Source organism: Rhodobacter capsulatus (assembly GCF_005144475.1).
Classification (GTDB): domain Bacteria; phylum Pseudomonadota; class Alphaproteobacteria; order Rhodobacterales; family Rhodobacteraceae; genus Rhodobacter; species Rhodobacter capsulatus_C.
This window is the reverse complement of the sequence record NZ_SWJZ01000104.1, coordinates 1-12,010: the sequence shown is the minus strand read 5'-3', so window position 1 is coordinate 12,010 and position 12,010 is coordinate 1. Positions and strand designations below refer to the sequence as shown.

The window sequence follows — 12,010 nt, the reverse complement described above, 5'->3', positions numbered from 1 at the left end:
TCCATGAGGTTGAAGATGCAGAAGATTGTCCCGCTGGCGCTGGTTGCGGCGCTGCTTCCCGTCAGCGTCCTGGCCGAGGGCTCGGTGCGCGGCGCGGAGCTTGGTTTCAGCTGGTCGGGGCTGGCCGAGGGCCAGCAGCGGCACAAGAACAATCTCGCGCTCGAAGGCGCGGTGGAATATGGCTTCACCCCGGGCTTTGCCGCGCAGCTGGATGTCGCGCAGCACCATTTCACCAACAGCAACGACGAGGCGACGAACGTCACCCTGCATGCGATCGGCCATGTGAACGACGGCTTCGCGGTCGGCGGCTTTCTGGGCCACGAATGGGTCGGCGGCAATCACATGGAGCATTACGGGCTGGAGGCCACGCATGACTTCGGCCTGCTGACCGTCGAGGGCAATGCGACGCTGCTGAAGAACGACGGCAATGACGCGACGATCCTTGGCCTTGATGGCCGCTATGCGCTGACCGACGCGCTGTCGCTGGGCGGCCGGGTGGAGACGGTCAATGCCGATCACGGCTCGGACACCACCGCCTTTGACGCGACGGTGGGCTATGCGATGCCCTCGGGGGTGAAGATCGACGGCTCGCTCGGGCTGGTCGATGGCAACCAGTCGGACCGCGAGCTGACCCTGGGGCTGGGCGTGAAGCTCTTGATGGGCGGCAATGGCGTCACCTTCGGCAAGCGCGGGCTGTCGCAGTCGATCATCGGCAACTGAGCCGCTTAAGCCATTCTCAAGACATCCATGCTTTTCTGTCTCTGCCCGAGGGAGAAAAGCATGGATCTTTACCACTGCATGATCGAGCTGAAGAGCGATGCCAAGGCCCTGGCCTTTGCCGCCTCGGTCGAACAATGGATGAGCGAGCTGAAGCAGGAAGGCCTGATCGGCGGCTGGCGGCTGATGCGGCGCAAGATGGGGCTGGCCTCGGGGCCGCATACCGGGTTCATCCTGGAAGTCGAATTCGAAAACATGGCCGCGCTGGAAAAGGCGTTCCGCTCGGTCGCGCAATTCACCGAGGGCGAGATGCGGCATTACGAGCTGATGCATGCGATGATCGCCTCTTACTCGGTCGGGCTTTACCGGCCCTTCCCCGATGCCGAACGGCGCGAGCGCGTGGCGCTGATCTGATCCCGCCGATCTGATCCCGCCGATCTGATCCCGCCGATCTGATCCCGTTGCGCGCTGCGCTTTGGGGCGGTATCAGGCGGCATGGACAGATTACACATCATCGGCGCCGGTCTGGCCGGCTCGGAAGCGGCGTGGCAGGCGGCACAGGCGGGCGTGTCCGTGGTGCTGCACGAAATGCGTCCCCGCATCGGCACCTTTGCGCATCGTTCCGGCGATTTCGCCGAAATGGTCTGCTCGAATTCCTTCCGGTCGGATGACGACGAAAGGAACGCCGTCGGCCTTCTGCATTGGGAAATGCGCGCGGCGGGCGGGCTGATCATGGCCACGGCCGACCGCCATGCGCTGCCCGCGGGCGGGGCGCTGGCCGTTGACCGCGAGGCGTTCTCGGCCGCCGTCACCGCGACCCTGCGGGCGCATCCGCTGATTTCCGTCGCGGAAGAAGAGATCACCGAGCTGCCCACCGACGGGCATTGGATCATCGCCACCGGGCCGCTGACCTCGGGCGCGCTGGCCGAGAGCATCCGTGCCGTGACCGGGGCGGAAAGCCTGGCGTTCTTCGACGCGATCGCGCCGATCGTGCATGCCGAGACGATCGACATGTCCGTCGCCTGGCGGCAAAGCCGCTATGACAAGGGCGAGACCGAGGAAGAACGCACCGCCTATATCAACTGCCCGATGACCAAGGCTCAGTATGAGGCCTTCATCGACGCGCTGTTGGCGGCCGAAAAGACCGAGTTTCACGCGGGCGAAACGGCGGGGTATTTCGACGGCTGCCTGCCGATCGAGGTGATGGCGGAACGCGGCCGCGAGACGCTGCGCCACGGGCCGATGAAGCCTGTGGGGCTGACGAATGCCCATGATCCGGCGACCAAGGCCTATGCCGTGGTGCAGCTGCGCCGCGACAATGCGCTTGGCACGCTCTACAACATCGTCGGCTTTCAGACCAAGATGAAGTATGGCGCGCAAGCCGCTGTTTTCAGGATGATTCCCGGGCTTGAGCAGGCGTCTTTCGCGCGTCTGGGCGGCATTCACCGCAACACCTTCCTGAATTCGCCCACACTGCTGGATGATCAGATGCGGCTGCGCGCGCGCCCGAACCTGCGCTTTGCGGGCCAGGTCACCGGGGTCGAGGGCTATGTCGAAAGCGCCGCGATGGGGCTTTTGGCGGGGCGGATGGCGGCGGCCGAGATCAAGGGCGCAAGCCTGCCCGCCCCGGGCCATGAGACCGCGATGGGCTCGCTGGTGCACCACATCACCGGCGGCGCGGTGGCCAAGACCTTCCAGCCGATGAACGTGAATTTCGGCCTGTTTCCGCCGCTCGACGACGCGCGGGGCGGGCGGCGCGGCCGCAAGGACCGCTACAAGGGCTACACCGACCGCGCCAAGGAGGTCTTCACCGCCTGGCTCGCCGATCAGGCGTGATCACCCGGTTTGCGCCTTCGCCCACCGGCCCGCTGCATCTGGGTCATGCCTATGCGGCGATCCTGGCGCATGACATGGCGCGGGCGGCGGGCGGGCGGTTTTTGCTGCGCATCGAGGATATCGACCGCGCGCGTGCGAAACCGCAGTGGGAGGCGCAGCTTCTGGACGATCTGCGCTGGCTCGGCCTGACCTGGGACGGGCCGGTGCTGCGGCAGTCCGACCGTCTGCCCGCCTATCGCCAGGCCCTTGAAACGCTGTGGCAACGGGGGCTTATCTACAGCTGCGCCTGCAGTCGGCGCGACATCGAACAGGCGGCCTCGGCGCCGCAGGAGGGGGTGCCCCTTGGTCCCGACGGCATCGTCTATCCGGGCACCTGCCGCGACAGGGGCCGTCCGCAGCCGGGCCAGCCGCTGCCCGAAACCGCGCTGCGCCTGCGCATGGACCTTGCCGCGACCGACACCGGCTTTGACGAAACCGGCCCCGCCCATCGCGGCTGGCACGAGATCCGCCCCGAAACGATGATCCGCGCCGTCGGCGATGTCGTCCTGGCCCGGCGCGAGATGGGCACATCTTATCATCTTGCGGTGGTGCTGGATGATGCGGCGCAGGGCGTGACCCATGTCACCCGCGGCGAAGATCTGTTCGAGGCGACCTGCATCCATGTCACGCTGCAACGGCTGCTCGGTCTGCCGGTGCCGGTCTATCACCACCATGGCCTGATCCGCGACGCCGCGGGCAAGCGTCTGGCGAAGCGCGACGACGCCCGGGCGCTGGCGAAATACCGCGCCGAGGGGGCCACGCCCGCCGATCTCCGCCGTCTGATCGGTCTTTAGATCGCGGCGTGTCGGGTCCTGTCGCCGCAACCGGCGGTTGGATTTTCCTCTGGCATCGCGTATGAAAACCCCACTGTTTGCCAAGCAGTTTGCGAGGAATTCATGCGATTCGCTGTTTTTGCGGCGTCGTCTGCCCTGTTTTTGGGGGCCTGCGACGTGACCAAGACCGATTTTCCGGTCCGCACCGAGGCCGTCCGGGCCGAGGTCGAGGAAATGTCCACCAATGTCATCGTGGTCAAGCTGACGGCCGACAATATCGAGGCGTTCAACACGCCGCGGGATCTTTCGGGCAGCCGGGCCTCCTTGTCCTCCGGGGCCTGGGATTACCGGGTCGGCGTGGGCGACGTGCTGGATGTCACGGTCTGGGATCACCCCGAGCTGACGCAAGCGGCGGGCACCGGGCGCACGGTCGAGCAGGCGGGGCAGCGCGTGCAGGCCGATGGCACGTTCTTTTATCCTTACGTCGGGCAGGTGCCCGCGCGCGGCAAGACGCCCGAGGCGATCCGCGACGATCTGCGCAAGAAGCTTGCCGCCTTCATCCCCGATCCGCAGGTCGAGGTGCGGGTGGCGAGCTACAAGAGCCAGTCGGTCTCGGTGACGGGCGAGGTGGACAGCCCCAGCCGCCAGCCGCTGACCGATGTGCCCTTGACGCTGCTCGATGCGATCGACGCGGCGGGCGGGCTGACCGACACGGCCGATCCGCGCGCCGTCACCATCCGGCGCGGCGGGCGCAGCCATCACGTCGACATGAAGGCGTTCCTCGAACAGGGCATCGGCGCCAACAACCCGGTGTTGCAAAACGGCGATGTCGTCAGCGTCGGGCGGCAGGAGGTGCAGGAGGCCTATCTGCTGGGGCAGATCGTCAAGCCCTCGACGATCGACCTGACAGAGGAGAACATCACCCTGACCCAGGCGCTGACCCGGGTCGGCGGGCTGGCCGAGGACAAGGCCGATGCCCGCGGCATCTTCGTCTTCCGCGACGAGCCGATGGGGATCACCGTCTATCAGCTCGACGCCTCGAACCCGACCGCCTATCTGATCGGCACCCGCTTCGTTTTGTGGCCGCAAGACGTGATCTATGTGACCTCGGCCCCGGTCTATCGCTGGAACCGGCTGATTTCGAGCATCCTGCCGACGGTGACGGTGGTGAAGACCACCGGCGACATCAGCACGGATTGAGCGCCATGTTCCGTTCGGTTCTGGTCGTCTGTGTCGGCAATATCTGCCGCTCTCCGCTGGGGGAAGCCGTTCTGGCCCGGGCTTTGCCGGGGCTGCGGCTGTCCTCGGCGGGGCTGGCGGCGGTGGTGGGGCATGGCGCCGATGCCGATGCGGCGCGGGCCGCGGCCGAGGTCGGGCTGGATCTGTCGGGCCATGTCGCGCGGCAGCTGACCGCCGAGATCGGCGCGGCGCAGGATCTGATCCTGGTGATGGAGCCCGGCCACCGCGCCGAGATCTTCCGCCGCTTTCCGGCGCTTTCGGGCCGGGTGATGCTGTTTGACCACTGGACCGGCGGGCAGGGCATCGCCGACCCGTTCCGCCGCGATCTGGCCGTGCACCGTGCGACGCGCGACCGCATCCTCGCCGCGGCCGAACCCTGGATTGCGCGGCTTGGCCGCCCCGACGAAAAGGGCGCCTCCTCCTGATCCTTTGCCGGGCGGGGGGGCGCATTCCGGGACCATTTGTCCCGATCTGATGTTTGAATGATTGACAGGAAATTGCGATGAAGCCCAACGCCCCCCGTCCGACCCCGGAACAGACCGACGAGATCGATCTGATGGAGCTTGCGGCGCATCTTTGGGCGGGCAAGCTCTGGATTGCCGCGATCACCGCGGCGACGCTGGCGCTGGGGGCGGTCGCGATCTTGCGCGCGACGCCGGTCTATCGGGCCGAGGGGCTGCTGCAGCTGGAGGCGAAATCGGGGGCGCTGGCGCTGCCCGAGGGGATGCAGGAACTGCTTCGCGGCGATGTCGGGACGAAATCCCCCGGCGAGGCCGAGATGGCGATCATGAAATCGCGGATGGTGATGGGCGAGGTGGTGCAGGGGCTGAACCTGCAGATCGTCGCCGAGCCGCGGCCCTGGCCTGGGCTCGGCATGCTGCCGGTGCGGCTGGGGGTGCCCGATCTGCTGTTTCCGGCCTATCAGCATGGCAACGAGGCGATCGCGGTCAGCCAACTCGATCTGCCCGAGACGCTGCTGGGGGAAGATCTGGTGGTGCGGATCATCGCGCCGGGGATCTTTCGCCTGACGCTGCCCGACGGCGCGGTGCTGGAGGGGCCGGTGCGGCGGCGGCTGAACCTGCCCGGGGCGGGGGGCACGATCCTTGTCGACCGGCTCGAAGGGCCGGTGGGGCGCGAATTTCTGGTGTCGAAACAGGCGCTGCCCGAGAGGGTGCAGGAGGTGCAGAAAAACTTCGCCGTCTCCGAGGCGCCGAAGGGGTCTTCGATCCTGAAGGTCAGCTATCAGGATCCGGTGCCCGAACGCGCCGAGCGGATTCTGGATGCGATCGCCCAGGCCTATGTGAGCCAGAACGTCAGCCGCTCTGCCGCCGAGGCGCGCAATTCGTTGGACTTCATCGATGCGCAGCTGCCCAAGGCCGCGGTGGCGGTGGCGGCGGCGCAGGATGCGCTGAACGCCTATCGGCAGGCGCAGCAATCGGTGGATGTCGATTACGAGACCAAGGCGCTTTTGGAGCGCGCGACGCAGATCGAGACCGAGCTGAACGCGCTTTCGCTGAAGGAAGAAGAGCTGAAGGACCGCTTCACGGTCAATCACCCGGTCTATCAGGCGCTGGTGCAAAACCGCGCCACGCTGCAGGCGCAGCTGGCCGATCTGCGCAAGGCGACCGGCAACCTGCCGGAAACGCAAAAGGAAATCTTCAACCTCAGCCGCAATCTGGAAGTCGCGCAGCAGGTCTATGTGCAGCTTCTGAACCGGCAGCAGGAATTGCGGGTGGTGCAGGCCTCGACCGTGGGCTCGGTGCGGATCATCGACACCGCCTATGCGAGCGACACCAAGGTCTCGCCGCGGGCGGGGCGGATCCTGACGGTGTCGCTGCTGCTGGGGCTGGTGCTGGGGGCGGCGGCAGTGTTCGGGCGGCGGTTGCTGAACCGCGGCATCCGCGGCGCGCAGGAGCTGGAAAAGCTCGGTCTGCCGGTCTTTGCCACGGTGAATTTCTCGCCCGAGGCGGCCAATCATCGCCGCCGCAAGGGGGCCTTGCCGATCATGGCGCTGAGCAACCCGGACGATCTGGTGATCGAGGCGTTGCGCAGCCTGCGCACCTCGCTGCATTTCGGCATGCTGGATGCGCGGACGAACACGATCCTGATCACCTCGGCCGCGCCGGGGGCGGGCAAGAGCTTCACCTCGGTCAATTTCGCCGCGGTGGTGGCGCAGGCGGGGCAGCGGGTCTGCCTGATCGACGCCGACCTGCGCAAGGGCTATCTGCGGCGCTATTTCGGCAAGGAGAAAAGCCAGCCGGGGCTGTCGGAATATCTGGCGCGGGAACGCACGCTGGAGGAGGTGCTGCTTGACGGCCCGGTCGCGGGGCTGTCGGTGATCACCTCGGGGCGGTTTCCGCCCAACCCCTCCGAGCTTTTGATGCGGGCCGAGTTCGAGGCGTTGCTGCAGCTTCTGTCGGAGCGCTTCGATCTGGTGATCATCGACAGCCCGCCGGCGCTGGCGGTGACCGATCCGGTGGTGATCGGCCGCTTCACCGGGGCGCGGATCGTCATCGCGCGGCATCTGGAAACCATGGCGGGCGAGGTCGAGGCGGTCAAACGCGCCTTCGAGACCGCGGGCAGCACGATCACCGGGGCGATCCTGAACGGCTACCGGGTCGAGGAGGGGGCCCGCTATGGCGGCGCCCATCATTATTACAACTACCGCTATGACTACAAATCCGATCGACGCTGACGGGCGCGGCGGCATCGTTGCGGCAGGCCTGACACGCCGAGGTGATAACGTGTCGGTTTCGTTCTGCTTTTGGTTGACTGCGCCGGACGGACACAGCAGGTTGGGCGAAAGTTCAAGGTATAGTAGCGGCAGGGCAGTGACAGAATGTCGAGACCGTCGAAAGCACTTTTTCTGATCTCTTCCGCCTGCGTGATCGCGGGACTGTCGGCTGGTCCGGCCGCGGCCGGGCCCGAGGGCACCGCCTGGGGCTACAACAGCTACGGCGTGCCCGGTCTGATCGACATGCCCGGCGCCTTCGGCCGGGACGACGGCGAGCTGGGCTATGCGGTCAGCCATTTCCAGAACCAGACCCGGCATGCGCTGACCTTCCAGATCTCCGAGCGGCTCTCGGCCTCGTTCCGCTATGCGCTGCTTTACGACATCCGCCGCAATCCCGGCGGCCCGGTCGAGCCCTATCGCTACGACCGCAGCTTTTCGCTGCAGTATCGCTTCCTCGAGGAGGGCATTTACCGCCCGGCCTTTGCCGTCGGGGTCAATGACATCGCCGGCACCGGCGTTTACGGCGGCGAATATGTGGTGGCGAGCAAGACCTTCTCGCCGCGGTTTCGGGCGACGCTCGGGCTGGGCTGGGGGCGGCTCGGCTCTCATGGCGGCTTCACCAACCCGCTGGGCGTCTTGAAGAATTCGTTCAAATATCGGCCCATGGCCAGTTCCGGCCTTGGGGGTGGTTTTCAGGCCAACACCTGGTTTCGCGGCGATGCCGCCGTCTTTGGCGGGGTGGAATGGCGCCCGAACGACCGCTGGCGGCTGATCGCCGAATATTCCTCGGACGATTACGCCCGCGAGGACGGCGCCGCCTTCGACCGCAAGTCACCGCTCAACTTCGGCGTCGATTATCGCTACAACGACCGCACCACGGTTTCTGCGCGCTATCTTTATGGTGCGGAACTCGGGCTGCAACTCACCTATGCGCTGAACCCGAAACAGCCGCGCATGGGCTCGGGGCTGGATGCGGCGCCGCCGCCCGTCGTGCCGCGCGCGGCGCAGGCCGGGCCAAGCCCCGATCTGGACGACAGCGCGCTGATCGCCGCCGCCCGGACGGCGCTGGCGCGCGAAGGGCTGAGCCTGCACGGGCTTGCCCGCGACGGCGACACCCTGCGCATCCAGATCGGCAACGACCGCTATCCGATCGCAGCCCAGGCCACCGGCCGCGCCGCCCGCGCGCTGACCGGCCTTGCCCCCGCCCATGTCGAACGCTTCGAGATCCGGCTCACGGAAAAGGGGATGCCGGTCAGCTCGGTGCTGGTTCGCCGCGCCGATCTGGAGGCGCTGGAATTCCACCCCGTCGCCTCCGATCTGATGCGCGCCCGCACCCGGATCACCGATGCGCCGCAGTCGCTGCCGCTGAACGGCGGTCATTTTCCGGCCTTCACCGCGGCGCTGGAACCCTATCTGACGCCAAGCTTCTTCGACCCGGATTCGCCGTTGCGCCTCGATGCCGGGGCGGCGGCCACGGCCCGCTATGAGCCGAGGGCGGGCCTGGTCTTTTCGGGGCGGCTGCAACAGAAACTGGTCGGCAACCTTGACAAGACCATCCGCCCCTCGACCTCGGTGCTGCCGCATGTGCGCTCGGACGGCTATCTTTACGCCAAGGGCAGCGACACCAGCCTGACCGAGCTGACCGCCGCCTGGTATGTCCGGCCCGGGCAGGATCTTTATGGCCGGGTGACGCTTGGGCTTCTGGAACAGATGTATGGCGGGGTGTCCTCGGAACTGCTCTGGAAGCCGCAAAACAGCCGCCTTGCGCTGGGGGCCGAGGTGAACTGGGCCAAGCAGCGCGCCTTTGACGACATGTTCGGCTTTCGCGATTACGATGTCGTGACCGGGCATGTCTCGGCCTATTACCAGTTCGACCGCGGCTACACGGCCCAGCTTGACCTTGGCCGCTATCTGGCGGGCGACACCGGGGCGACCCTGACGCTGGCGCGCGAATTCGACAACGGCTGGAAGATCGGCGCTTTCGCCACCCGCACCAATGTCTCCTCCGAGGATTTCGGCGAGGGCTCTTTCGACAAGGGCATTTCGCTGACGATCCCGATCGACTGGATCACCGGCAAGCCGGAACGGCGGGCGATCAACACCACGATCCGCCCGGTGCAGCGTGACGGCGGCGCGCGGCTTTCCGTGCCGGGGCGGCTTTACGAAACCGTGCGCGGCCAGCAGGCCTCGGCGCTGGATGCATCCTGGGGGCGGTTCTGGAAATGACGACGAAAGCGCTTGTTCTGCTTGCCTGCGCCGCGGCTCTGGCCGGTTGCGGGCCCTCGCCGCGGCAGCAGGCCGAGCTGACCGCCGCCGCGCAGCCGTTTCTGACCGCGCCGCTGATCCACGCCGATCTGCCCGCGCGCAAGGCCCGGGCGGTGCTGCGCCCGGTGGGGCAGAATGGCACGGTCAGCACCTGGCAGACGATCGACCGGATCACGCTCTCCTTCGATGACGGCATTCTGGTCGCCAGCCGCGGTCTGGGCGACGATCTGATGGGGGCCGATGCCGCCCCCACCCGCGCCGCGCTGGCCGGGCAGGCGGAGGGGGTCTACCGGCGCAAGCTGCGCTATCTGACCGGTGACAACCACTCGACCTGGCTGACCGCGGGCTGTGTGATGCGGGCTCTGGGGGGCGAAAACGGGCTGCGCCGGTTCGAGGAAAGCTGCCGCGCGCGCAACCACGCCTTCACCAATGTCTTCGAGCTTGATTCGGCCGGGAGGGTGGCAAAATCCCGGCAATGGCTCTCTCCCGCGGTGGGATATGTCGATGTCGGGCCGTTCAACCTGGGCGAAACTGCCGCAATGCCCGGCAGAAGCGGCTGAAATGCCCCTCATGCGGGCTGACACGCTTTGCACACAAGGCGCCGCATGATATCTTGAAGCAAATTATTCGGGAGACGATCATGAAGAAAATCTGTCTTGCATGCCTTCTGTGCGCCCTGCCTTTTGCGGCCCAGGCGCAGCAAGTTCCGGGCGCGGCGCGGGTCTCGGCCAAGGCGCCGGCCGCGCAGGCGCCTGCGGCCCAGCCCGCCCCGGGCGGGGCTGCCGATGCCGCGAAAGACGCCGGTGTCGACCCTGAAGCCACCGGTTTCCTGCCGCTTCTGGGCGGTCTTGGTGCCCTTGGCGGTGTGGCGGCGGCCGGTGTCGTGGCCGCGGCCGTGGCGGGCGGCGGCGGCGGGGCCACCACCGACACGCAATAAGCGCCGAACACGACGGTTCCGGCGGATCCGACAGGGTCCGCCGGGGTGTTCAGTGGCGGCTCAGCATTGCGGATAGCCCATCCGGATCAGCTCTGCGCCGCTGACCTTGTAGTAGCCGTTGGTGATGAAGCGCGCCTTCGTCATGAACCACGAGCGCAGCGGCTCGCTGTAATTGCGGGCCATCACCTGCGACCAATAGTCGAAATCGCGCTCCGGCAACGGAATGCCGTTCTTGCTCGGGCCGTGAAAGCCCAGAACCGCATTCGGCGCAACGCAGACATTGGGCAGGCTCAGATACATGGTGCAGGCCGACAGGCAGGTGCCGCGCAGCTCCACACGCTGCCCGATCGAGCGCATCCGGTCGATCTGATCGCTGCGTTTGCCAAGATAACCGCCCCGGTCCGCGGTGACGATGATCGGATTGGCGGCCAGATAAAGCTCTTGCGCCCGTGGCGTCTCCGGCGGCACGCCGATCAATCCAAAGACCACGAGAGCGCCTGCGATCCTGCGCGCGGCAAAGCGCGGCAGGGCCCGCAGGCGGGTTGCCTGTTCCCACATAAGATTACCCCTTCGTTCCCACTTCACGTCGGGGGGATGGCCCTCACCATCATGCTTCCCCGACACCCGAAAACCAGCAGACAGCAAGGATCTTAAGGAGTGGTGAGCAGGGCCCGGGCCGGGGCGCGGTTCTTCGTGTCAAACTTGAGGCGAATGGACCGGATTTTCCGGCGGCCTGGCCTTGGCGGGCGGTGTCCCGCGCCGGTCCGCCGCATGCTCGGGCGCACAGTCGGGCGCACAGTCGGCTCCCGAACATGCTTAACGGATCGGTAGTGATTTCCTGCGCATCCTGTGCTAGGCCCTTCTGAAAAAGGTATCGGACTGATGTCGGCGCTTTTCCTTCTCATCTTCCCGGTTTGTGCGATCCTGTGGATGGCGCTCAACGCGAGGCTCGGGCTCGTGCGGGACCAGCCGCCGCACTATGACGAGGATGATCCGGCGCCGCCCGCGGCGGATCCGGTCGCCGAGGCCGATCCGCCGGAGGCGCGGGTGACCCGGGCCTGAGGGGGGCTGTCGTCCCGGGCGGCCCGGTCCTGTCCCCGGGATCCGCACGACCGATCGCCGCCTGACCGCGGGCGGGCCGGAATTGACGGCGCTCTCGGCGGATGGCATTGGCAAGATCGCACCGAAGGCAAAGAGCGCGAAGCTTCCGTCGATCCGCGCCGGGGCGCGACGCCCTTTGTCCAAGAACGGAGACATTGCCTTGAGCGCAGACCTTCCCCGCATCCTGATCACCGGCACCGCCGGGTTCATCGGCTTTCACCTTGCGCGGCAGCTGCTGGCCGAGGGGTTCCGGGTGCAGGGCTATGACGGGATGACGGATTACTACGACGTCACCCTGAAGCAGCGCCGCCATGCGATCTTGCGCGAGCATCCCAATTTCACCGCGACCGAGGCGATGCTGGAAGATCA

At 66.8% G+C, this 12,010-nt stretch carries 13 protein-coding genes; 12 read left to right on the top strand and 1 reads right to left on the bottom strand.

The genetic code is table 11. The features are described 5' to 3' along the window. Positions 1-15 precede the first annotated feature (15 nt). From FBT96_RS18400 to FBT96_RS18355, 10 genes are all read left to right on the top strand, one after another. Positions 16-720, top strand: coding sequence for a hypothetical protein (locus tag FBT96_RS18400; RefSeq protein ID WP_136909253.1), 705 nt, complete (start codon positions 16-18; stop codon positions 718-720). 60 nt (positions 721-780) lie between these two features. Continuing rightward, positions 781-1,131 (top strand): DUF6614 family protein, encoded by a 351-nt coding sequence (locus FBT96_RS18395; RefSeq protein WP_136909251.1) that lies wholly within the window; start codon positions 781-783, stop codon positions 1,129-1,131. Between the two features lie 81 nt (positions 1,132-1,212). Next, the gene (gene trmFO / locus FBT96_RS18390; RefSeq protein WP_136909249.1) at positions 1,213-2,553 is read left to right on the top strand and encodes a methylenetetrahydrofolate--tRNA-(uracil(54)-C(5))-methyltransferase (FADH(2)-oxidizing) TrmFO; all 1,341 of its coding nucleotides are present in this window, start codon (positions 1,213-1,215) and stop codon (positions 2,551-2,553) included. Further along, the gene (gluQRS, locus tag FBT96_RS18385; RefSeq protein ID WP_136909246.1) at positions 2,550-3,386 is read left to right on the top strand and encodes a tRNA glutamyl-Q(34) synthetase GluQRS; all 837 of its coding nucleotides are present in this window, start codon (positions 2,550-2,552) and stop codon (positions 3,384-3,386) included. The genes trmFO and gluQRS overlap by 4 nt, the downstream gene beginning before the upstream one ends. A gap of 102 nt (positions 3,387-3,488) precedes the next feature. Continuing rightward, on the top strand, positions 3,489-4,565 hold the full coding sequence (locus FBT96_RS18380; protein WP_136909244.1) for a polysaccharide export protein: 1,077 nt from the start codon (positions 3,489-3,491) through the stop codon (positions 4,563-4,565). A gap of 5 nt (positions 4,566-4,570) precedes the next feature. Further along, positions 4,571-5,029 carry an arsenate reductase/protein-tyrosine-phosphatase family protein gene (locus tag FBT96_RS18375; protein ID WP_136909242.1) on the top strand — a complete coding sequence of 153 codons (459 nt, stop codon included), beginning with the start codon at positions 4,571-4,573 and terminating at the stop codon, positions 5,027-5,029. A 77-nt stretch (positions 5,030-5,106) separates the two neighbouring features. Beyond that, positions 5,107-7,299 carry a polysaccharide biosynthesis tyrosine autokinase gene (locus FBT96_RS18370; RefSeq protein WP_136909240.1) on the top strand — a complete coding sequence of 731 codons (2,193 nt, stop codon included), beginning with the start codon at positions 5,107-5,109 and terminating at the stop codon, positions 7,297-7,299. Between the two features lie 189 nt (positions 7,300-7,488). Further along, positions 7,489-9,564 (top strand): YjbH domain-containing protein, encoded by a 2,076-nt coding sequence (locus tag FBT96_RS18365; protein WP_169583600.1) that lies wholly within the window; start codon positions 7,489-7,491, stop codon positions 9,562-9,564. Further along, positions 9,561-10,163: a YjbF family lipoprotein gene (locus FBT96_RS18360; protein WP_136909237.1), complete on the top strand. Its 603-nt coding sequence runs from the start codon at positions 9,561-9,563 to the stop codon at positions 10,161-10,163. The genes FBT96_RS18365 and FBT96_RS18360 overlap by 4 nt, the downstream gene beginning before the upstream one ends. Before the next feature lie 80 nt (positions 10,164-10,243). After that, positions 10,244-10,540, top strand: a complete 297-nt coding sequence (locus tag FBT96_RS18355) for a hypothetical protein (RefSeq protein WP_136909235.1) — start codon at positions 10,244-10,246, stop codon at positions 10,538-10,540. Between the two features lie 60 nt (positions 10,541-10,600). Here FBT96_RS18355 and FBT96_RS18350 read toward each other — a convergent pair whose 3' ends face one another. Next, entirely contained in the window at positions 10,601-11,098 is a 498-nt protein-coding gene (locus FBT96_RS18350; RefSeq protein ID WP_136909233.1) for a hypothetical protein, read from the bottom strand. A gap of 324 nt (positions 11,099-11,422) precedes the next feature. Here FBT96_RS18350 and FBT96_RS18345 point away from each other — a divergent pair, with 324 nt between their 5' ends. Further along, positions 11,423-11,602 (top strand): hypothetical protein, encoded by a 180-nt coding sequence (locus FBT96_RS18345; RefSeq protein ID WP_136909231.1) that lies wholly within the window; start codon positions 11,423-11,425, stop codon positions 11,600-11,602. A 199-nt stretch (positions 11,603-11,801) separates the two neighbouring features. After that, on the top strand, positions 11,802-12,010 hold a 209-nt coding region (locus FBT96_RS18340; protein WP_136909229.1), incomplete at its 3' end, for a GDP-mannose 4,6-dehydratase.

Coding starts and splice junctions, on each gene's coding strand:
- FBT96_RS18400 (WP_136909253.1), top strand. CDS start 16: ATGCAGAAGATTGTCCCGCTGGCGCTGGTTGCGGCGCTGCTTCCCGTC.
- FBT96_RS18395 (WP_136909251.1), top strand. CDS start 781: ATGGATCTTTACCACTGCATGATCGAGCTGAAGAGCGATGCCAAGGCC.
- trmFO (WP_136909249.1), top strand. CDS start 1,213: ATGGACAGATTACACATCATCGGCGCCGGTCTGGCCGGCTCGGAAGCG.
- FBT96_RS18380 (WP_136909244.1), top strand. CDS start 3,489: ATGCGATTCGCTGTTTTTGCGGCGTCGTCTGCCCTGTTTTTGGGGGCC.
- FBT96_RS18375 (WP_136909242.1), top strand. CDS start 4,571: ATGTTCCGTTCGGTTCTGGTCGTCTGTGTCGGCAATATCTGCCGCTCT.
- FBT96_RS18370 (WP_136909240.1), top strand. CDS start 5,107: ATGAAGCCCAACGCCCCCCGTCCGACCCCGGAACAGACCGACGAGATC.
- FBT96_RS18360 (WP_136909237.1), top strand. CDS start 9,561: ATGACGACGAAAGCGCTTGTTCTGCTTGCCTGCGCCGCGGCTCTGGCC.
- FBT96_RS18355 (WP_136909235.1), top strand. CDS start 10,244: ATGAAGAAAATCTGTCTTGCATGCCTTCTGTGCGCCCTGCCTTTTGCG.
- FBT96_RS18350 (WP_136909233.1), bottom strand. CDS start 11,098: ATGTGGGAACAGGCAACCCGCCTGCGGGCCCTGCCGCGCTTTGCCGCG.
- FBT96_RS18345 (WP_136909231.1), top strand. CDS start 11,423: ATGTCGGCGCTTTTCCTTCTCATCTTCCCGGTTTGTGCGATCCTGTGG.